We start from the raw sequence: 20,873 nt of genomic DNA on the forward strand, positions 1-20,873 counted from the left end.
GTCGAAGATCAGCAGACTGCAAATCGTAGCTTATGTCAGTGTCCGAATTTCGGGGGGTAGCTCATAACCTTTGCCACGGAGCGCAAGCTTGAATGGCATTACATCGCGCCAGGCAAGCCCATGCAGAACGGCTTCGTCGAGAGTTTCAACGGGCGTATGCGCGACGAACTCCTGAACGAGACCATGTTCCGCAACATGGCTCATGCCCGCGCTGTAATCCGGGCCTGGGCGGATGACTTCAACGAAACACGCCCGCATTCGGCACTTGGCTATCGGACGCCCAAGGCATTCGCCGAACATCTCACCACCGCAACCGACACCCGCGCTGCGCCATCTGAAAGCTCCGCACGGATGTCGCTTGCTCCACCTGCGCCAACCGGCGTATCAACCCAAAGGGCTCCGATTCCGAATGGATGAAAGTTCAGTGGCAGGTCAAAATGGAAAAAGGCCGCCTGCCAGATCGGGTACGCAAGGGTGTTCGCCGAAATCGGGGTGGCGTGGCCAAGGAGGGCGTCAAACTCTATAGCTCCGACTACCTACGGAAACTCTACGCAGATTACCAAGCCCATGGACTTCCGGCATTGGCCGACGACCTCTCGAAATGCGGCAACAGGACCAGCCTTCTTCGGCCTGAGGAACAGGCGCTGCTGATGGACATCATCAAGCGCAGTTATCTCACGCCCGAGCAGAAGTCGATCAAGGCAACGGTCGTGGATGTGCAGCGAGGGTTGACATAGCGATCCGCTATGCGGAGCGGCCAGCTGCGGACGCCGAATGGCATCGGTTGTTTCCCGACCGCTTCATACCGGTATGCTCGCCCATGCTGCTGACAGCCCAGCCACATATGTCACCGGATCAGGTGCTTGCATTACCATTGCTGCACTATCGTTGGAAATCCGGCGCAACCAATGCGCCGAGCTGGGAACGGTGGCAGGCCCATGCAGGGGCGAAAATTAGCCAATTGCACATTACCCAGACATTTTCCGAGGAGGTCCATGCGCTCGATGCCGCGATTACAGGCCAGCCCGGCAAGACTACAAACGGTCTTGCCCAAATCAATGCCCAATACTTCGATATCCATCAGAATGATCCTCTCTCTCCACCTACGCTCGCCACAGTAGCAGCGGTTTGGTGGGAAGGCAGTTCATCCCATTAGCTCAGTTAGTCCTGCCAGCTCTGAACAATCAGATTACCAAACTTCTCGAGATCCTCTTCTGAGATGAAGGGTACCTGAGCAACGAAGAAAGGTGCGCCCGACGGATTATCGCCTGAGAGTGAAGCCGCGAGATGCCCACGACCAAGCAGATTCTCGGCACCAGCCTCTCCGAGCGCGAGCATTGAACCTTTGTTCGAAGCAACCTTCAGGCAGAGGCGGTTTCCGAGGTTCTCGCGGATATTCGGCGGGATCGCATCCTGGGAGGCCCGCTGCGTGATCAGGATGATATAGATCCCGGCTGCACGAGCCTTCATTGCAAGATCGGTCAATGCGGCTTCAACTGATTGTCGATAAGTGTCAGAGCCAATCATCCAACTGGCGATTTCGTCATGAGCCACAACGATCCTGGGCAAACGGTTCTCGGCCGACGTGCGCGCGTTGTATTGGTCGATGTCACGTGCCTTCTGTTCTCCAAAAAGCTCGTAGCGGCGATTCATCTCGGTGACGAGATTTTTGAAAACCGTGATCGCTTCGCCCGATGTTGCCGTGATTCCGCCGTCGAGGTGAGGGGCGTCAGCTATCCAGAAGAAGTCAGCTCCGGCCTTGGGATCAATGAGCTTGAGGCGGAGGCACTTTGGGTCGTTGGTGGCGGCCAATTGTAAAAGAATACTTTGCAATAAATTGCCTTTGCCGCTCCCAGTCTCGCCCGCGATCAAGGTATGTGGTGCATGTTGCGGCTGGTCTCCATGTGACTTGTCAAGGTTAAGCCAGAGTGGACCGCCATCGTCCTCTCGACGACCAAGGAGAAGGCTCACGTTCTGTGTCGGCGCTTCTGACCTCCACTCTGCATGGGTCCAGAGTTCACTCATATGGACGATTCGACGCTTGCTGGCCGCGACGAAGACACCGACCCAACCCAGGCCTGGCCGAACATAAGCGACGTCGATTCCGTAAGTCGTGCGGAGCTCCGAACTCTTGGATCGAATGGCTTTTTCGGTGAGTGTTTTGTGACCGCGAAATCGAACAAGCGTTCCGTTTGGTGTTGTTGTGTAAGCTGGATCATGGAAATCGGCCTGCACTCCGTTTTCGACCAAGGCCGATTGGAGTGCTTGCGCCATGCGATTTGCTTCGGCTTCCACATCTTCACGCCCCTCCAGAGCCTCTGGCCTGCCTCCCATTTCGACCAAATGCTCTGCGATCGGCGAAGGAAACGCCTTCAGGCCGCGCGCTGGTTCCTCATTTTCAAGGTCTTCGTTTATTGCAACTGTAGTCGGCTCCGGCTCTGGGTCGATGAGTTGCTCGTCGGGAGCTGCAGAGCTGTCCGAGGGCAGGTTATCACTATTGAGTGCCAACTCGAAGGAGGGCTGGTTGTGATCTTGAGCTACAATATCGTCGGAATTGGCAGTAACCTGAGCCTGAGGGAAGAGGTAGTTCGTTTCGGTGCAAACGTGCATGCCCGACATGAGAGAGGATAGATCATCTTGATCAAGTATATGTTGCCACCCGCTTGCTGCGTCGTCGAGTTTGATCGGCCAACCTGATTTCTGATCAGACTTCTTGTCGTGGACAGCAACGACAGAACAGCCCCGAATTACGACATCCGTATCACCGTTTAACAGGCTTTCCGAAAGCAGGAGCCGATCATCCGCGTCGGGCAAAGCAACGTCCAGTTCTGGTTTGGCAACAAGCAAGCGCAGAAGGTCCCGACATGCCGATCGCTTCGTTGCTGGATCGGATTGTGCGCTATCGACCAAACGGGTTTGCAATGCAGTAATTGAATTAAGAGTCTGTTCTCGGGACCCTTTGGCCTCTTCCGAAAGCGATGTGGACGCCACGCACTTTGCTTCAACAACGATGATTGTGAGGCTTGGTCGGCTACCTGTGAGATCGACCTTCACGGCAAGAGCATCTGCAAGTTTGCCCTTCAAGCCGAGAGCGCCCTTATTCTCGTCAAGCGATAACCAGACGATGCCATCATTTACTTTGGATTTCGCGGCTTCGTTTTCGATGAGTTTAGTGGCTGCCGCGAGACCGATAATCTCAAGGGCAGCGTTTTCGGATCTATTGGCCTTTAGGAGCTTTTGTCCTGCGACCCGGACCACAGTTCGGATCGCATCATCCGCAAAATCAGCTGCGGTTTCGGGTGCATTTGCTGAACCGAAGTTCGAAAACCGGGTCTTGATCCTACGTCTTAGACCCTCGCTCGGTCGACGAGAACTGACGAGAATACGATGGTCAGAACCTTTGGCTGGTATGTCACGGATAACCTCGATTCCAAGATCGGAAAGCATTGCCCTGGTGGACATCTGATCGACACTAACCACCCATTCTCCAAGATCGTGAGCCTTTTCGACGATCTTACTGATCTCCCCCGGATTCTCTTCGAGGCGTGCGATTCGAGTTGGGATTGCCCTGTTACCGCTTGCAATGGTTGGCTGATTTCTCTGGCCCAGAAAACAGAGATCAAGAAAATGTCCCAGTGTCCGAGGAGGGTGTGCAATTACCAGCGGCATTTTCAGCGTTTTCTTGTCGCCAGTTCTGGCTTCGAATTTCGGTCGGTGTGGTATCATCCAATCGTTAAGGGAGATATCGGATGGCAAATCCTCCGAGGAACCTCCTCTGAGTTCCCATTCGACGGATGAGTTTCGCATGTAGACATCGTGCAGAAGGACTACATCGATGTCGGCACTCGTTTGGTCGGCCGTAGGCCTGTTGGGAGGCAACATGCCAATACGCAGTCGAGACAGAAAGCCATCGCCAACAGGAGAGCCGCGCTCTGTGAGCATACTGTTTTGTGTCGCGAAAATATTGCGAACCTGCTGACTGTCGTCATGCGTGATCAAGAGTTCGCATCGGAGCTCAGGGTTGGCTGCCATGCGATCGCCAAGTCCCTTCGTGAGCAGCCTCGGAAGAGCCTTGCTCTCGGCTCCATAGATGGCTGTTGATAGATTGGCCTCTTCGTGAGGGTTAAGGCTCAGATAATCGTCTACAACTCCAAGAAAGACATCTGAGGCCATTTCTGCCGTAGCTTCAAGTGATGTTTGAGCAGATCTGTGATGATCACAAGCTACGGCCAGCCCATAGCCTCCAACAGTGTCTATCACTTGGAAGGTGCGATCATTTACAAGAAGGACCTCAGGAAGACGATAGCGGTCGATCATTCGAGCGAATTCGGAAACTTCGTGATTGATGCCTTCACCGAAGATAGGCGCACTTGCAATTTCTGAGAGAATATCCCCAAATCTTTTAATTTTCGCCCACCTCTCTTGCAATCTAAGAGGGTGCCATGCCGGAATAATTGTCGCATCGCTATCTCGAGACGTCACAAGGCCAAATTCACAGACACGGCGCAGAACGTTATCGCGCCCCATACTATTGAGCGCGAAGGGCCGAACGGCAGCGCATAGTTCTCCAAATGAGTCGGATAACTGCCTTACAGACCGCGATGCTTGAAGGTCTCCTGGGTCGTCATCGAGAATGTTAATCGTATCGGCCAGGGCTTTTTGGAACGATCTTAGCTTGCGCGTCGCATGTTCTCCTTCGCATTTGGTCACAGCGTGCTGACGAACGCACTCGGCGACACTGCTTTCTAATAGCGAGAAGAAATCCGGTTCGCTCTGCTGTTCGCGAACTGTCAGGGAGTGTGTATCCGGAAGGTCGAAGCTATTGGTATCGTGCAGGGAAATCGTGCTTGTGTCGCCCGTGCACGTTGGTGTCGTGGTGAGCGGCCAGACGCGAGCCATCGACGAACCATCGAAGTTTCTTCGAAGTGCTTTAAGGTCGGTGGGAAGCGCCTGACCCAAGCCATTCAGTTTGGGTTTCCATTCAATCCGAACAACATGTTCTGCTTGCTCTGAGCAGTCGGTACTCCACCGAAGTTCTATCTGGAATTGTTTCTCTTTTTTTGACTTTTTTTCCTGGAAGGCCGACGGATCCAACCATTTTCCAAGGTCAAAATTGAGAACTTTTTCGAGCATTGGGCGGGCGGCACATAGCTCAAAGATCAGGCTTTTGTGAACGTCTTCATCGAGATTCTTCCAAGTCGAAAGCGAATTTGCTTTTGGGGCAGTGAGACGAAGTGTTTGCGTGTGGCCAGCGATAAGGGCTTCTTGCCGAGCCTCCATTGTTTTTGCCATGAGTGTGTGGAAACCCTCCAGCAATCCTGCCAAAAGATTTTCCTGTTTGCTTATAACGTCCGGGTGAGCAAAGGCGCGCAATTTCGGGACGATTGTATTATCCTGGTTGGTAAGCCAATCGCCCTCTGTGTCCAGAACCTCGGCAGCTGCGGCTCGCGCCTCCTCGTCATTGCCCTCCTCAAAGACACGAAAGGTCTCCTCGAGTTCAGTAATTCGGTCTTCGCGGCCTTCGTTTTTGAGGATTTGCTTGATCCTCTCAGGTAGTTTCGGCGCCTTAGGCTTGCGAAGACCTACAAAGATGAGCTTTGCAAAGAACCAGTCGAAGTTTTCACAAAACGCTTGTTGGGAAGGTCTCCATTCCGACGCGCTCAGATTATCGGAATCATCAAGTAGGTCTTGGACGGCGTCGAGTACTGAATTGGGTGGTCGGTTCGCGTCTGAAGAAGGACGGCGCCTCTGTTCATCAACGGCCTTCCGAATAGCGGCAATGTCGAAGCGACGCCCATCTTGGTCGTATAGCATCGGTGCATTTTGTGCTTCTCTCTCGGCATCCTTCAGTGCGTTCGAGAAAGCAGTTGCAGACACGCCGTTGGAGTTTGGAGCAGGAAGACGTCCCAGTGAGCCCATCGGAAGTCGAAGATGAGGCGCAGCATTGGCGAATGAGATATGAGGACCTTTGCCCGGCTCCGAAGCGATTTCATGTATAACCGCCGCGAATTGCAACAAATCCGAAACTACACCAGATTTCACCATTCCCTGAATGATGGCTTTACAGCAGGTGTAAATGTCCGAGCTGAGCGTCGCGCCTCGCATGTCGGATACTGCCTCAATCCAGAGCTCTGTCTCGCTTTGTAAGCTCTCGGCGTCGAGAATGCTGACAGTTCCGAGACTGGCGCGAGTCCGGCTACGCTCTTCTTCACGTACGGCGATCAGTACCGGGCCGTTAAACGGCGAGTTGCGAATACGGACAGGGGAATCTTCGAACAGATGCGTGTCCTGCAACTGCTTGGCCTCGAGGCCATCAATCTGTGGGTCGATCGCAAGCCACGGTGTGGATCTGGATATCTTATGTGTGCTTTTGGACACCGCCTCCAGAACCGTTGGCGCCAAACCGTCAAGCAGAAACAAGGAGCGGCGATCGGGATCTGCATCCCGCTCAACCTTCTTCCAGATGACCACTGCGATCATATTGGAAGCCTTGGATTGGATTTCCGTAGTCTTCTGATTCATGTTTTGGGCAGGGCTATGGGTATTCATTTTTGCTCCCGTTTTGCAAAGGGATTCGATACGAAAGCACAATCGTCAGATAGCCGCTTGGCCATACCGAGAGCAGAAAGGCGTTCTTCAAAAAGGTTGATGTTCTTTCGGAAACTTGCGGCGTTGATGTTCATCCCGGAGAGCCTCATTTTCGCTTCTATCGGGCCGATTACGATCCCGTATCGCGCATGAAGACGCTCAGCGAAATCGTCGATCGTAATTGGTGTAGATACATTGGACAGCACAAGTGCTTCAAGCATGCGATCAGACGCGCTAAACCATGGTCCAATGCGCTGTCGCGACGTAACAAAACCCGCGGCTTGCCCTAATGGTTTCAGGATTGTTTCGGGGTCATTATTCTGCCGCTTTCCAATTGCATCAAGTGCGGCTTGCTTCCATTCCTCCGGCGTTCTTACAGTGCCATGATCTCCTTTGAAGGACATTCTCAAAGCAATCTCTATGGCTTCTCGCGCGTTGTGTGACCGAACCGACTCGTCTGGATGACTATTTGCTCCGAAGCAATTATTCCAAAGGGCGGATTTCGAAAGCGCATCATTGACGTATTTAATCACCGCCTCGCGGATAGCTTCACGATGTTGCGTAAGCATCATGCGTCCGAGTTTTCGGATGTCAGCCAGTTTGCCATCACTCATATCCAATGGGATTGGATGAAGAGGCGTCTCGAATTTTTTTTGCCCCGCTTCGGCGAAGTATGTGAACAAATTTAGAGCCGTGATCGACGCGAGCGGACCAAGAATTTCCGAACGCGGGAGAGATGATGTTCTGAGGATGGACAGCCAATCACGGCCTATTCGATCATAACTATCCATCGTTACCCATGGCAGATATCCGAGATCAGAACCCGGTCGGTGCTCATTTTCGGAAGGCGAAAGCACCTGAGCGATTCGATCGATTGGATCCGTATCATCAAAGAATTTTTCCTGAATCTCTACCGCAAGGTCAGAAGCCACATTGGACCTGTTGAGCATCAGGTAGATCATCTCTCCGCCGCGCGCCAAGAAATCACGAGGGCTCGAGCTCAATCCCCGACCCAGCTCTGAGAGGTGCAAATTTGGCCCTTGTGGATTGAGGAACCGCGCCGTTGGTCTGCGGGAACTCCCCGCATCGACTTCGTAACCCCTGACAATGTTAACCGCCTGCTTGAGGGCATTAGGGTCGTGGCCGAGCCGCTCTCCGAGATGAGAGAAGGGATGCGTTACACCTTTCACGGGGTAACTTTGTTCGAGCGCTTCAATCATTTTTTGAAAACGTTCCTGCGGATTGCTTGCAGACATCGATTCATCTTCGTCAATGATCTGCCAAAAAGTCAGAAACCGAAGTGGACCGTGCATCTCCAGTTGAGATTGAATTCTCTCATGGGATCCATTCCCTGGCAGGCCAGGAAACATCTCTTGTCCGGCTCGGAACCGCCCGAGGCAAACAAGAAGAGCCTCGAGGACGAGCATGAAAGGCTTTTGCTCCTCCCGAAAGCGGTGGCCGTATATGGCTTCTTGCACCCACATGTCGGGCGGGCTTCCACCGTCACGGATATGGTCTGGGGGAAGGACGCCACCATTACTCATTATGTATCCTCCAAGATCTTGATCGGTCGCTCTTGCAAGTGACCGTCTTGGCCAAGTCCGACTGCACTCAGCTGAACCGTTTGATCATTTGAATGTGCAGCGTGCTCAATGGCCCCAAATGCTTTTATCTGGAAAGTTCTGACGTCCTGAATACACTTCGACCCGAAGGACCCGGGCAGTGAGCCATGTGCTACGCGGCAAAGGAATTCGAACATGGATGGTGTTAGTTCCAATCGCGCGAGTGGGACAGATGACTCACTTATCAAAAAGTGTGGTGGCCGTCCTGACGCTTTCGGGGCCTCGAGTAAGACGCGCGTATAGCGGCTCTTCCAAGAAATCGGGTGGTCCACAAGAAGGGGAACAAAACGGCCTTGCTGCGCTCCCATAGGGCGCGTGAGCCAAAACTTGTCATCGGTTTCAGTAAGAGTGCCGGTAAGGGTGCGATTGAGACCCCGAATGATCATTCGAGTGGTCGAGGTCTCCACGAGGTCACCATCGGTGAGAGCTCGGGCCATATCGAGATATCTTTGGGCGTAATGAAAGCGCGTAAGCGCCCAAGGATCCTGATGAATGCAATTGTCGCTGGGCAAAGTCAGAAACAGTCGCCGCCGTTGCCTTCGCAAAATCTCCCTGATGATGCCAGCCTGTCCGGCAGGATCTTCCGCGTAATCGGCACGTGCCTGTTTGATCAAAGGCTCACCGTAGAATTCATCTTTTGGAAGCGATTTGGATCTCTCCTCGTCAAGGAGGGTATCGTCTATAGTGTTTGTTGTTTCTTCTCCAACGCCGATCTCCGCGAGAGCCCTGAATGCAGCGGTCCCCTCTCTAACACTTGCTGCGTGGTTATACCCAAACAGGTTGGAGTAAGGGTCCGTAAATGAGTAATCTGAAGGCTCTGTGACTCCAGCCGCGCGGTCGGCATCCATAAGAGGTTGGTTGGGGTTCTGCGAATTTCCAAGAAGAGCATTGACGACCAAAATGATGAGGTGTCGAAGCGGAAGATGATGTTCGTCAGCGGCCGCTATTTCAACCAGGTCTTTCAAGCGTTGCTGAAACAACGAGTTTCCGTTCTGACCAAGCAAGATATCGCGATTGATAAGAATGGGGTTGACGTCCTTGTTCGGTGCTGACTCCGAGAAAGCCTTCCAGCCAGGATGCTGAAGTATCTTCTTGAAAATCGCGTCGATCGTCTCGGAGTGAGACTTTCGAGACATGTGGATCAGGTTGAATAAGAAATTCTGCTTGGGGGCCTGTTCCCCACTTTGAAGCATTTCAGAGATTTCTGCCACGAGAGGATTGGCATCTGGATTGTTCTGATTTTCACGGAAGAAAGACAGAAGCTGGCCATCGTTGACACAGATAACAAAACGGTCGGGTGACCGGCCCGTGAATGATGCTACAATATCCGGGAAGATTTTTTCCCGTTCTTTACGCGAGAGCTCACTTAGATCTTTGATAAAGCGGATCTTCGGCCGCTGTCCGTGTTCAGGGACTACATTTTCTATTTCAGTATCATTCCAGCACCCGGGCTTGAGTTCTTGGAAGGTGCAGCGAGCGGTGTACGTTTTCCCATCGCCTGCGGTGCCAGTCAAAATTACAGATCTTGGATCGCTTCCAGAAATCAGCTGGATCACCTCGGTAGACACGTCCTCAGGAATTTTTAGCGGATCAAATCCTGTCCGTTCCGCCTCTGTTTGTACGAACTCGTCATACATCGCGTTCCCGTCGGGGCGGGGGCCGTATGCGAGCAGCAGATCAATTAGGGAATGCTTGTTCATGGCGATTACAGGTGACAAATTGCACAGCCGTCTTCTGGCTCACCAACAGGCGCATCGCGCCGCTCCATTCTTGCGATCTCCTGTAGCGTTCGTCTTTGAGTCCAGGTGAAACGTCGTCCGTCGGACTTTTCATCCTCATAGGTTGAGGCGCTTTCGAATAGCTCGGGATGCCGCTCCTTTAGCGCCTGCCATTCACCGATTTGTTGGTAAAAGCAAAAGTAACAGCCAGATCGCGAACGCCATTCGTAGTATTTTGGAAGGCCGAGACCGCTGTCGTCGAGCATAGCGCGTACGTCTGCAATACCGAGCCCGGCGTCTTTAAGAGGGTAGACAGGCCGGATGTTCTCTTTTTCAGAAAGGGCCACTGGCTTGGCTCTCCGGTTGGCGTCGTATTGCTGGCGGTGGTTCGCAGCTGCACCCCCAAATCCGTCTCGATTCTCATCGGCACGTATGCCGATATAGGAATAGCATTCGCTGTCTCCAACGAAGTGCTCAAAGGGTCGAATTTTGAGCATACGAGTGCACCAACGAGCCTGAGGGTTCGGCAAGAACCCCGAGTAAACCTCATCGAGCAGAACATCGAACGGCGAGCGCTTTCCAGCTTTGTCGCGCACGCGGAGTTCTGGTAGATCCAGGGCGGTTAGTCGCTGAACCTCCACGCCAAAGATTGCTTCGAAGCGTTTAATATAAGCGTAGGTCTCAGGCAACTCTGCGCCGGTGTCGGTGAACAGAAATTCAAGCGGAAGGTGGGAATGGTTCTCTATCATATAGATCGCCAAGGCCGTTGAATCCTTGCCGCCGGAGAGGGGAACGATGTGGCGACGTCCAAGGTCGGAGGTCGCTTCTTCCAAGCTGGCAGGTATCATTTCCGGTCTCCTTTAAGTTCTGCGAGCATCGCGTCAGTAGCGTTTTTGCCCGACGTCTTCTCCAGTAACTTCATGTAGGTTCGAATGCGGTCAGTCAGGAATGGGGCCGCAGTTTCATCAAGATCTTTGGCTGACAAGATTGCATCCTCGATCTCGCGCAGCCGGCCCTTGAGATCTCTGGCATATTCTCTGGAAACACCATCATCCCATTCCTCGAAATCAAGGCCGAGGAGCATGGCAGATAGCGCGCGGGCAAAGCTTCGCTCTGTGTCTGATCCTGAATCTGCGCGGCGAGCTCTGTTCAGGATTGCGCGAGAAACACTGTCGATTGAAGCGTCTTTTAAGAGACTTTGCGGCACGCGGTCCGCCCAGGTTTTTGCCGCAGACAAAGCATCTTGATCGGAGTTCGCTGCGCCAAAAGCATCTTTTACAGCGTGAATAGCTTCGGCCGCGTAGCGATCTGTTACGCGTTCCATTTGTTTGCGTCCTTCCGAAACGAAGGCCAGTGTTTTGTCGTCAAGGTGCTTTTGGCCCGCGATAGATGGCAAGGCGCGAAGTATCAGGTGGACGGGATCAGCGCGTGTTTGGCGAAGGGCTGGCTGTAGTGCCTCGGCTTCCATACCAAGACCGCGTGCCGTCATGGCGGCGGTCGGCAGCGCTCGCATCCATTGCGAAACGGCGTCATGAAAAGCCCGGATTAGATCCGTTTCAACCTTATCAGGCATTGGTGAAAACTCAGCAGATAGCTGGGCAATCCGCTTTTTCTGAGCCGCAGTCGCCTTGATGACTTCAATCTCGAAAGCTTCTGGGTTTTCCGCGATTTCTTCCATGATGGATGGAACGATGTCATCGAGATATACCCACCGACCATCAGCGTGCTTTCTGATGGCGATCAGGTTCGCAAAGGCACGCAAGCCTGCGGTCAAGAGGATTGGTATCAGGCCTGACCGAATTCCAAGGGGTGGACGCGTAAGTTGATGGATGATTTCGACAAACGAACGCGTTTGAGTGTCGGGAGATGTGTAGAAATCCTCTATGCGCGACCACGCTTCACGCATCCCTTCATCAAGCAAGTCCACAGGGGAGCGCCATTGACCATTCTGATCATCAAAGAGCCCCGGAGCCACAAGCGTAGTTCGGAACATCGAAGCGTCAGACGTGGAATAGTCTTTGTACCCCATGAAGGGCAAATCACTGCGCTCGAGAATGCCCAACAGCAGACGCTTTCGCGCACTCTTCGTCTGTGGTGTCACCTTGCGCCGTACGATTTGCTCATTCGCTATGTGCGGTGTCAACGGGAATCGTGTTGTAAAGATGTGCGATAGTATTTCGCCTGGCCGAAGTTCTGAGCCCGCTCCGAGGCACTTGTTTTGACTGAACCAATTGACCGTCCCGGTGGCGGGATCGGTAAGACTGGCCGCTCTGCCGAGGAGAAATTCGAGAATATCACCCTTCAGCTCGGAAATTTCTCGAGCCACCCGCGGATCCATTTCGAGCAACAGTTCATCATGCTCAAGCCTTGCGTATGCATCCGCTTCAAGAGATGCCATATCGAGATCAGGACTCTGATCCGCCAAGGCGATGATGAAATGCGGATAATCGTTCATCCAGCCACCGCCCAACTTTCTGAAGTCATGAGCAGATGCGTCAACAACCAGCGCCACGAGGGCGTCATTCTGGTCGGCTTGTGTCAGCAAGTCATGGCGTGATTTCGGATCGAGAAGTGTTGCTGCGGAAACAAAGACACTCTTTGCGTAGCGTGTCATAGCGTAAGTGTGGTTGTAGGCCTCTCCAACATAGTGAGGCGCCGGCACGTGAGATTTTACTCGATCAAGGGGATCGCCGGCAGTACGCAGCTGGTCCATTTCTTCCTGGGCGCGCGTCCGGACATCAACGTCAGAGCCCTCCCAAACCGAAATTTCGTCGGTAAGGGTTCGATGTAATAGCAGTTTACGATCAAGTAGGCCGTCGACAGCTTCTTCGATCTTCCGTCGGGGATGAGTTGATCCAATATCCATTGCTTTTACCAGCCGCTCTCGGCTGACGCGGGCGGTCTCGCCGGTGGCTGCCAAATGCATCAAGGATGTGCCCGCAATGATCTCCCGCTCGAGCGGGGTTACCGCGCGCGCTCGGGCGGCTTCGGTTTCGACAAACCGTTTGTGCGTACCACCCACAGCAGTATCAGCACGCATTGCGTCTGAAAAATGCCGATAAAGGTTCTCGATTGTTACAGTTTCACTCCGGTTTTCGGGAAGCTCTGTGCCCAGGAAGCCGAATATTGTTCGTTCACTCTGTCCGATGCGGCCGGCGATTCTCGGCAGGAGATAGAATGCGGTAGGGCTAAGGGGGGCGGCGCGGCGAAGAAGGTCCTTCGATATTTCCCCCTCTGCAAACGGAAAAAAACCAAGATCTTGAACCATTCTCATGGTGCCGTTAGTCAATCGGGCGCGTCCTGACTTAGTCAGTTCCGAAACCACGTCTGCGATCAGGTCGTAGATTTCATCGCTGTCTTCGACGATACGCAGAATATCGAAGCGTCCTTCGATCTTACGCCATCCTGATTGATCGGTTTGGCCCAGGCGACCAGCATAACGGTGGAAGTCTTGGTGCAGAAGAAGTGTTAACGTGGCCGATGGTGCCTTGCGACGCATGATCCACTCAGCAAGGTCTTGCAGTTGAGCGAGATCTTCAGCCCGACCTTTGCCAGCAAGTGTCTCAAGATGGCGGCCGAACTCATCCCAGACGATCGCAAGTCGGTCAGACTTGGTGCGGGAAAGATGCAGCTCAAGCGCTCGTAGCGCATCCGCCATTGTTTCAGCGTCATCGCCGCCAATGGCTTCCATTAAGGCACTTGGTAAATCGGAAACATGGCCTGCGAGAGTTATGACAGCCCCACGCTGACCTCGGTCAATCCGAGCTTCCATCCATTCGCCAAGCTCAGGATCAAATTTCATGAGGCGTCGGTGAGCGGGTTCAAGGGCGTCGATTTTATCGGGGTCACCATCGACCAAAATGCTTGCAACCATCGCAGCGAGTGATTTGCCGCTTCCATATGTAGCCACAACAGAAGTTGCACGACTGCCGCGCGGTCCTGTGATCGATCGAAGGATATCGATCGACTTCGAGGTTGGTCGATAATGGCACGCTCTTACGGGTACAGAAAGATCTTCGGCAAGGCTGATTGATTTCAGAAAACTCATGCGGCACGTCCCTTCTTCGACGCGGAAGTGCTCTTGGTTCGATCTACGTGAAGCTTCAGCCAGTCTTGCCCTGGAAGGGATCGGATGCGAGCAACGCGTTGGCCAGCCAATTGGCGGATCGTCAACAAGTCGTCGTCCAGAACGCTGGCAGCAGATGCTATCGCCTCTGCTACAGCATCGACGCTACGGCCAGTACCAACACCAAGCCGACGCAGGGCACCCATGTGGTCGAGTGGTATATCGACATAATCTGTTTCTGTGTTGGGCAGGGTGCTTAAAAGTCCAAAGCAAATTGCCTCGGGTGCAATAAGTGACAGTGCACTGCGCCGCTCGAAGACATCCAGGTCGGTTCGATGAACGATCAGATCAAGGCGGCGCAAGGGGCAATCCAAATTGTCCTCGGGATCTACATGTGGAGCGGGAAGCGGACGCCCGTAGGATTGAAGAAGTACACCAATATCACGATGCAAGGTGCGTGCCGCAGGCATTTTGGATCCGCTTCTCTCGATATGTGCGTGCAGCGAGCCTTCGAGCGCAGCTCTGGTGAAACGCGGATCCGCCCGCGAGCCGAAAAACCAAGAGAAGACGTCCTCAGGGCCATTCAGAACGAGTTGGAAGTGAATTATCCACCATGTCGCGAGTTGAACAAAGTAGGGATCACTTTTAAGAATTTCTGAGCCAAGAGGTGTAAGCGTGAGTGGCTGGCTTCTCTGCTCACGGTGCACCGTTCCAGTTCGGCTGAGCCACCATCCAATCGATTTCGACATATTTCGGCCAACACCCATCGAGTCGGATGCGAAGTCACTATTCCAGACAACAGCGGATTCAGATTGAACCAGTGTGAGGCCCTTGGTTAGCCAGCCCGGACGTAGATAGAACGTCTCATGTCCGCCGAATTTCATGCGGCTCCTCCCATTATACCATGCAGGAACTGCGCTTCTTGAGCGATGACCGCAGCTGCTTCGTCTATCTGATCTGTGGTTGTCTGAACAGACACGGAAAAACGAATTGTCGAAAAGGCATCCTGCTCACTCAGACCCATGGCCATGAGCGCCGCGGAGGGCTCAGGGCGGCCGGACGAACAGGCGGAGACCTGCGAACACATTATGCCCTTGGTATCGAGGCGCGCCGCAAGAGCCATTCCGTCAATGCCACGCGTAGTTAAGCTTGTAGTGGTCACTGCGCGATCTGCCTGCTTGGAATTTATCCGTGCAAAGGGCAGTCCCGCCTCGAGTTGCCGCTCAAAACGATCTCTGAGCTCCTTCATTCGTTGAAGATCCTGCTCTAAGGTTTCAAGTCGTTGTCTGCATGCCGCTCCAAATCCTGCGATGCCGGGAACATTTTCGGTCCCGGAGCGGCGACCACGCTCTTGTCCCCCTCCTGAGGCGAGCAGGGGTAGCTCTGCATCTTCGCCAACTATTAGGCACCCAACGCCTTTAGGGCCGTTCATTTTGTGGGCGGATACGGTCACATAGTCCGAATGGATCCCGAAGCACTCCCGGGGAAGGCGGCCAACAGCTTGGGCCGCGTCGATGAGGATGGTAGCGCCGTAGCGTTTTCCAATCTCACAAACCTCGTCGATCGGTTGAACAACTCCCGTTTCGCCGTTGACCATGGCCAGAGCGACAACGCATGGGCCAATTTCCTGCAAAGCATCTTCGAAATTCGTAAGATCGATACGCCCGTCTCGATTCACCTCGATGAGCCTCTGACGTCCAGTGTGCCCTCCAATCAATGAGGGGTGTGCGCCCGCCGTTGTCAAAAGGACCTTGGCCCGATGGTGTCGGAGCACGGCGTCATTGCCTTCAGTCGCTCCCGAAGTGAATATGATCTGATCAGGGTTCACTGTGAGCATTTCGGCAACATCAGACCGCGCAGTCTCGATGAGGTCGCGCGCCGCCTGTCCTTGGCGGTGGCTGCTGGATGGGTTGCCAATGGACGGTGCCATAGCTTCGATCATTGCATCACACACGGCGCGCAGAACAGGGGTCGTTGCGTTGTTATCGAGATCAATCAGACTGGGCATAGAAGGTATATGGAGCTAACCTGACGGGGTCGTGTAGCGGTGATGAGGACTTTTCTGCCAACAAGGCCTGGATCATTTCTGTAGCCCTCGCGCCCTGTGGTGAACACTATATCTTGATCTGCCCTAACCTTCGTCATACAAATTGACGTCAAATGCGTCAACCTTAGCGAGGGCTGAATGGATTTGAATGCTGTGTCTGAGAACGGTCTGTTTGCCCCACGCCTCCTTGCTCAGTCTTTGCGCACAACCATCGATGAGATCGCGGACTCTTCAGGTCTCAGCCACGATGCTCTTGCCAGATCTAAGCGAGTTGGTAATCCAAAGACACAAAAGCGACTTAGGGAGATGGTAGAGATACTTGCACGCGTTGGCCCGCAGTTCGAGTCGGAATTGATGGCCTACGCTTGGTATCGCTCGGCAGTGCTTCCAGGTTATGGGGTTATGCACGTTGTGCCGTTTCCGCGAAGCGGATAGGAACTTCCTTGATATCGTCGAGAGACATCTCGGCGCTCTTGAGTGCGGGCAGGTCGAGCGCACTCGGTCCCATGGGCGTGCTGATTGGTGGGTGGAGCAAGGCACCGGCGTGGCCGAGCTGCAGCCAGAGACCGGTGTCGTGACAGGACGCGGATGCTGCGCTCAGCGCTCATAATCGTCCAGCACGTCTTTCAGGCGATCATAGGGGGCGCTTTCCACAAATCGCCGCACCCGCTCTGGATCGTGAAGGCGGACTCGCCCGCTCGACTTGGCGATATGCAGCATGTAGATGATGAGCAGCACTGACACGCTGACCACCACAACACAAATGACGATTTCTACATTACTCATTGGCGTCTCCTTGTAAGGCCATCCTATCACAGCCTTTTCTCTCGCGCACATCCTCGATCTCCGGATCTTCACGACAAGACCGATCCGGTTGTCTGTCTATCTGTCTGTCTTTCGCGGCCGGTTGGACCGCGAAAGACAGACAGATAGAGTGGGCCTCCGGCTGGTGCTCGCGGCTGTCGATTATCGCGCCTATCCCCTCAATGTCGCGCATCGTTGTCTCCTGCAGCCGCCGAGAAACGCCTCGAAGAAGACGTTGTGCGCATCGCCTGCTGCATCGATGCAAACCATCCCGGATGCCTCACTGCTCTTGAGGTCCAGCCTCACTACTCCTGCGAGGACAACGAGATGGCTCACGTGGAGCCGCCGTTGGCTGCGCGCCGTTCTGGCAGAGAAAAATCGTAGAGCCAAACTCATGGCTCCGGTCGCTGAGGATCAGTTTGCAGCTACAATTCAAATGCCCTTGGACTGCGTAGTGCGATAGGCCATTGTTGCTTCCGTGCACCAAAGGTGTTTTTTGTGGGTTCCAACTCGTCAAGTCGGGAATCTCTTAGTGCGCACGCTTCGAACTTTGATCCAGTCACTATTTAAGCGGTGCTTAGAGCGCTTAGACGGAAATAAGCTATATAAAAAAACATTTAAGCGCTCCAGTGGAGTATATAATCGAGGGCCGCTGGGGGTGATCGTGATGAATGCCGGGCAGGACCCGTTCGAGATCGTGCATGGCGCGCGCATCGCGCAGATGGTGGTGGCCCCGGTGGTGCAGGCGCGGCTCAAAGTGGTGGATGCCCTGGGCGACACCACGCGCGGCGTGGGCGGCTTCGGCTCGACGGGGGCGGGCTGATGCTGCTGGTGCTGGTCATGGCCGCCGCTCTGTGGGGGATCGGCGCGGCGATGGGCACGCCCCGGCGGCTGCGCTGGGGGATGATCGCGGGGCTGTGGGCGGCGGTCACGCTGGCGCATCTGGTGCTGCCCGAGGGCCACCCGTTCCGGCTCGCGACCGGCGAAAGCGCGGCGCTGTGGCTGATGACCGGGGGTGCGGTGGTGTTGGTGCTGGTCTATCGCGCGGGGCTGGGGCGCTTGCGCGCGCGCGCCGGGATGCGCGAGGCCGAGGCGGCGCAGGCCGTGGAGAACAACGCACCGAAGCCGCTCTTCACCCAAGGCGAGCTTGACCGCTATGCCCGCCACATCGTTCTGCGCGAATTGGGCGGGCCGGGGCAGAAGGCATTGAAGCAGGCGCGGGTGCTGGTGATCGGCGCGGGGGGGCTTGGATCGCCCGCGCTGCTGTATCTGGCCGCTGCAGGGGTCGGCACTATCGGGGTAATCGACGACGATGATGTGGATAATTCCAATCTGCAAAGGCAAGTTATCCACAGAGATGCAGATATTGGTTTACCAAAAGTGCAATCGGCCATGCAGGCGATGCAGGCGCAAAACCCCAATGTAACGGTGCATCCCTACCAGAGGCGGCTCACGCAAGAGATCGCCGAAGCGCTGTTTGCCGAGTATGAGCTGATCCTCGACGGCACCGACAATTTCGACACGCGCTACGTCGCGAATGCCGCTGCAGCTTTGCATGGCAAGCCATTGATTTCCGGTGCATTGTCGCAATGGGAGGGGCAGATCAGCGTGTTCGACCCGGCCCATGGAACGCCCTGTTACGAGTGCGTCTTTCCCGAGGCACCGGCACCCGGTCTCGCGCCCTCCTGCGCCGAGGCGGGTGTCCTCGGGCCGCTGCCCGGTGTGGTGGGGGCGATGATGGCTGCAGAGGCAATCAAGGTCATCACCGGGGCGGGCACGCCGCTCCGGGGCGAGATGCTGATCTACGATGCCCTCTACGGTGAGAGCCGCAAGATCGCGCTCAGCCGCCGCGCCGGTTGCCCGGTCTGCGGCGAAATCTGCGGCGAAAAAGGAGACAGAGATGACCAATCCGCTGCTGGCTGACTGGGACACGCCCTTTGGCCTCGCCCCGTTCGACGAGATCGCCGACACCGATTTCGCGCCCGCCTTCGACGCGGCGCTGGCGGAGGCGCGTGCAGAGGTGGCGACGATCGCCGACAACCCCGCGCCGCCCGACTTTGCCAACACGGTCGAGGCGCTGGAGTTTTCCGGCCGCGCGCTCGACCGGGTGCTGTCGGTGTTCTTTACCGTCGCCGGGGCGGACAGCAACCCGGCGCGGCAGGAATTGCAGCGCGAGTTCGCGCCGAAGCTCGCGGCATGGTCTTCGGAGCTATATGGCAACAAGGCGCTTTTCGCCCGGATCGAGGCGCTGTGGCAGGCGCGCGACACGCTTGGCCTTGCCCCCGAGGAGGTGCGGCTCTTGCTGCTGACGCGCCGGTCCTTCGTGCGGGCAGGGGCGGCGCTGAGCGGCGAGGCGGAGGCGCGGATGCGCGCGATCATGGCGCGGCTGGCAGAGCTTGGCACGGCTTTTACGCAGAACCTGCTCGCCGACGAGGCGGGCTGGCGGATGGAGCTGGGCGAGGGTGATCTCGACGGGCTGCCGGATTTTGTCGTGGCGAATGCGCGTGCGGCGGGGCGCGAGGCGGGGCTCGAGGCGCCGGTCATCACGCTGTCGCGCTCGCTCATCGTGCCGTTCCTGCAATTTTCCGCGCGGCGCGACCTGCGCAAGCGTGCCTTTGAGGCCTGGGCCGCGCGGGGTGCGGGGGACGGCGAGACCGACAACCGGGGGATCGCTGCCGAGATCCTCGCCCTGCGCCGGGAACGCGCGGCGCTGCTGGGTTACGAGAGCTTTGCCGACTACAAGCTGGAGACGCAGATGGCCGGAACACCCGGCGCGGTGCGCGATCTGCTGATGGCGGTCTGGGGCCCCGCCCGTGCCCAGGCGGCGCGCGATGCGGAGGTGCTCAGCGCGATGATGCGCGACGACGGGGTCAACGGCGAGCTGGAGCCCTGGGACTGGCGCTATTACGCCGAGAAGCGGCGGCAGGCCGAGCATGATCTGGAAGAGGCAGCGGTGAAGCCTTACCTGTCGCTCGATGCGATGATCGCGGCGGCGTTTGACTGCGCGCACCGGCTCTTCGGCCTCGAATTCCGCCCGCTCGACGTGGCGCTTTACCACCCCGATTGCCGCGCGTGGGAGGTGACGCGGCAAGGGCGTCACGTCGCCGTCTTTATCGGCGATTACTTTGCCCGTGCCTCCAAGCGGTCGGGCGCGTGGTGCTCGGCCATGCGCGGGCAGGCGAAACGGCCCGAGGTGCAGGGCCCGGTGGTCATCAACGTGTGCAATTTTGCCAAGGGCGACCCGGCGCTTCTGTCCTACGACGACGCGCGGACCCTGTTTCACGAGTTCGGCCACGCGCTGCACCAGATGCTGTCGGATGTCACCTATGAGAGCCTGTCGGGCACCAACGTGGCGCGCGATTTCGTGGAATTGCCCAGCCAGCTTTACGAACACTGGCTGGAGGTGCCCGAGGTGCTCGATACCCACGCCCGCCATGTCGGGACCGGCGCGCCGATGCCGGAAGAGATGCGCGACAGGGTGCTGGCGGCGGCCAATTTCGACATGGGGTTCCAGACGGTGGAATACGTGGCATCGGCGCTGGTGGATCTCGCCTTTCACGAGGGCGCGCCGCCCGCGGACGTGATGGCGCGGCAGGCAGAGGTGCTGGCGGAGATCGGTATGCCGCGCGCCATCGCCATGCGCCACGCGAGCCCGCATTTCGCGCATGTTTTCAGCGGTGACGGCTATTCCAGCGGCTATTACAGCTACATGTGGTCCGAGGTGATGGATGCCGACGCCTTTGCCGCGTTCGAGGAGGCGGGCGGCGCGTTCGACGCGGAACAGGCGCGGGCGCTGGAGCGGCACATCCTGTCGCGGGGCGGGTCCGAGGAGGCGGGCACGCTCTACGAGGCGTTTCGCGGGCGGATGCCCGGCGTGGCGGCCCTGCTCGTGGGGCGCGGCCTCGTGGCATGAGAATCCGGCGGAGCGAATCGCTGCCTGTTGACTGATTCGCCGAAACTGCCCTATATCTGGTAGTGAGGCGATCCATTGGAATACGGCGGCAGGTGTGGACGAGGGGCCGGTTCAA

The 20,873-nt window shown here is 56.0% G+C and carries 12 protein-coding genes and 2 pseudogenes; 6 read left to right on the top strand and 8 right to left on the bottom strand.

Features of this window, described 5'->3' with window-relative positions; translation table 11 throughout:
• Positions 1–60 precede the first annotated feature (60 nt).
• The 3 genes and pseudogenes from ACFFU4_RS07825 to ACFFU4_RS07835 all read left to right on the top strand — a co-directional run.
• A pseudogene (locus tag ACFFU4_RS07825) lies at positions 61–417 on the top strand (integrase core domain-containing protein); the annotation flags it as partial.
• The gene (locus ACFFU4_RS07830) at positions 414–737 is read left to right on the top strand and encodes a hypothetical protein (protein ID WP_377068784.1); all 324 of its coding nucleotides are present in this window, start codon (positions 414–416) and stop codon (positions 735–737) included. The pseudogene ACFFU4_RS07825 and the gene ACFFU4_RS07830, both read left to right, overlap by 4 nt.
• Positions 738–784: 47 nt before the next feature.
• Positions 785–1,156, top strand: a complete 372-nt coding sequence (locus ACFFU4_RS07835; protein WP_377068786.1) for a type 2 periplasmic-binding domain-containing protein — start codon at positions 785–787, stop codon at positions 1,154–1,156.
• 5 nt (positions 1,157–1,161) lie between these two features.
• On the opposite strand, the gene ACFFU4_RS07840 is transcribed toward ACFFU4_RS07835, so the two are convergent.
• The 8 genes from ACFFU4_RS07840 to ACFFU4_RS07875 all read right to left on the bottom strand — a co-directional run bounded on the left by ACFFU4_RS07840 (position 1,162) and on the right by ACFFU4_RS07875 (position 16,827).
• Complete coding sequence (locus tag ACFFU4_RS07840) at positions 1,162–6,522, bottom strand: FtsK/SpoIIIE domain-containing protein (RefSeq protein ID WP_377068788.1); 5,361 nt, start codon at positions 6,520–6,522, stop codon at positions 1,162–1,164.
• Between the two features lie 23 nt (positions 6,523–6,545).
• Entirely contained in the window at positions 6,546–8,132 is a 1,587-nt protein-coding gene (locus tag ACFFU4_RS07845) for a methylation-associated defense system protein MAD7 family protein (RefSeq protein ID WP_377068790.1), read from the bottom strand.
• Positions 8,132–9,910, bottom strand: a complete 1,779-nt coding sequence (locus ACFFU4_RS07850) for a hypothetical protein (RefSeq protein ID WP_377068792.1) — start codon at positions 9,908–9,910, stop codon at positions 8,132–8,134. Before ACFFU4_RS07850 ends, ACFFU4_RS07845 begins: the two co-directional genes overlap by 1 nt.
• A 5-nt stretch (positions 9,911–9,915) precedes the next feature.
• Positions 9,916–10,776, bottom strand: coding sequence for a phosphoadenosine phosphosulfate reductase domain-containing protein (locus ACFFU4_RS07855; protein ID WP_377068794.1), 861 nt, complete (start codon positions 10,774–10,776; stop codon positions 9,916–9,918).
• Positions 10,773–13,976, bottom strand: coding sequence for a hypothetical protein (locus tag ACFFU4_RS07860; protein WP_377068796.1), 3,204 nt, complete (start codon positions 13,974–13,976; stop codon positions 10,773–10,775). The genes ACFFU4_RS07855 and ACFFU4_RS07860 overlap by 4 nt, the downstream gene beginning before the upstream one ends.
• On the bottom strand, positions 13,973–14,878 hold the full coding sequence (locus ACFFU4_RS07865; RefSeq protein ID WP_377068798.1) for a DUF4007 family protein: 906 nt from the start codon (positions 14,876–14,878) through the stop codon (positions 13,973–13,975). Before ACFFU4_RS07865 ends, ACFFU4_RS07860 begins: the two co-directional genes overlap by 4 nt.
• On the bottom strand, positions 14,875–16,002 hold the full coding sequence (locus tag ACFFU4_RS07870) for a cysteine desulfurase family protein (protein WP_377068800.1): 1,128 nt from the start codon (positions 16,000–16,002) through the stop codon (positions 14,875–14,877). The genes ACFFU4_RS07865 and ACFFU4_RS07870 overlap by 4 nt, the downstream gene beginning before the upstream one ends.
• A 636-nt stretch (positions 16,003–16,638) precedes the next feature.
• Positions 16,639–16,827: a hypothetical protein gene (locus ACFFU4_RS07875; protein ID WP_377068802.1), complete on the bottom strand. Its 189-nt coding sequence runs from the start codon at positions 16,825–16,827 to the stop codon at positions 16,639–16,641.
• Between the two features lie 661 nt (positions 16,828–17,488).
• On the opposite strand from ACFFU4_RS07875, the pseudogene ACFFU4_RS07880 reads away from it, so the two are divergent.
• From ACFFU4_RS07880 to ACFFU4_RS07890, 3 genes and pseudogenes are all read left to right on the top strand, one after another.
• A pseudogene (locus tag ACFFU4_RS07880) lies at positions 17,489–17,668 on the top strand (dUTP diphosphatase); the annotation flags it as partial.
• A complete protein-coding gene (locus ACFFU4_RS07885; protein WP_377068804.1) occupies positions 17,668–18,768 on the top strand; it encodes a HesA/MoeB/ThiF family protein in 1,101 nt (366 codons plus the stop codon). The pseudogene ACFFU4_RS07880 and the gene ACFFU4_RS07885, both read left to right, overlap by 1 nt.
• Complete coding sequence (locus ACFFU4_RS07890) at positions 18,746–20,758, top strand: M3 family metallopeptidase (protein WP_377068806.1); 2,013 nt, start codon at positions 18,746–18,748, stop codon at positions 20,756–20,758. Before ACFFU4_RS07885 ends, ACFFU4_RS07890 begins: the two co-directional genes overlap by 23 nt.
• Positions 20,759–20,873 lie beyond the last annotated feature (115 nt).

It is taken from the genome of Roseovarius ramblicola (assembly GCF_042430665.1).
GTDB lineage: Bacteria > Pseudomonadota > Alphaproteobacteria > Rhodobacterales > Rhodobacteraceae > Roseovarius > Roseovarius ramblicola.